The organism is Streptomyces sp. NPDC005574 (assembly GCF_040605435.1).
Classification (GTDB): domain Bacteria; phylum Actinomycetota; class Actinomycetes; order Streptomycetales; family Streptomycetaceae; genus Streptomyces.
This window is the reverse complement of the sequence record NZ_JBEXCW010000359.1, coordinates 1-1,073: the sequence shown is the minus strand read 5'-3', so window position 1 is coordinate 1,073 and position 1,073 is coordinate 1. Positions and strand designations below refer to the sequence as shown.

The 1,073-nt window shown below is 71.9% G+C and carries 1 protein-coding gene; it reads right to left on the bottom strand.

From position 1 onward, the window contains the following. Positions 1-586: 586 nt before the first annotated feature. Positions 587-1,073 (bottom strand): CHAT domain-containing protein (locus ABZT03_RS44735; RefSeq protein WP_356050108.1); only part of this gene is annotated, 487 nt, incomplete at its 5' end.

The following is a 1,073-nucleotide window of genomic DNA, read 5'->3' as shown; positions in this document are numbered from 1 at the left end:
GGCCCCTGATCACTGCGGGCCACCCGGTCCGGCCGTCAGTCCCGTCGCCGTCCTGCAACAACCCTGGCTTCGGAACTCCACCGCCGCACCGCCATACACAACTGCTCCTGCACCTTCAACTGCGGTACTACTGCCCGGCAGTTCATTCCTGCCGGGCCCTTCTCGATCTCGGCTACGAGAGAAACCATAACCACACCACCGCCCAATGTCTACTTCAGCCGACACAGATTTTCGTGCACTCGGCCACGAGATAGTCGACCTCGAAAAGAGCCGGGCTGGCGCCGGGGACCGGTATGCCGAGACGGAGCCCGGGTGACAGGCTGGAGGCAAGTGGATGCCGCTGTGGGTCGAGGAGATCTCCGACCAGCCGACCGAGGGCCGCCCATGAGGGCCCGCCGCACCCGGTGGCGGTCGCCCACCAGCAGGGTGAGGTGGCTCCGAGCCTGGCGACGAGGTGACTCCGAGCCTGCCGGCCAGCGCGCCAGACGGGCCGAAACGCCCCACGGCGCGCGCCGACCGCGGCGTGTTGGCGCCGACCGGACGGTGGTCCTTCGAGGTGGACGCGACTGGAGCTTGGATATCGGGTTCAGACTCCCGTGTGGACGTGCGCGGCCCAGCGGGTGGGGGTGGCGGGGTAGCGGTCGCGGAGGTCCCTGAGGGCGTCGGTCAGGGCGTGGGCGCCGGGCAGGCCGGCGGCGCGGCGGGCGTGGAAGGCCTCGGCCACCGCCTGGGCCGCCGCGTCGGTGACCGGCCACAGGGTGCCGACGACCTGGCGGTAGCCGCAGAGCTGGAAGGCCGCGGTGATGTGCACGAACTCGTCGGCGAGCCGGTGGGCGGTGACGCTGGTGCTGCACGCGGACAGGTAGGCCAGCTCGGCTTGGCGCAGGCGGAGGTCCGCGAGCGCGGCGACGGTCAGCGGACGTTCGCGGTGATCGGTGAGCAGGAGCCGGCTGCTGGAGGGGTCGAGGGGGTCGGTCAGGCCGTGGCAGACGAAGTGCGCGGTGCCGTGCCGGGGCAGGGCGTCGAGCACGGACCGCGCGGTGGCGGCCGGGCCGGTGAGTACGGTGACGGGC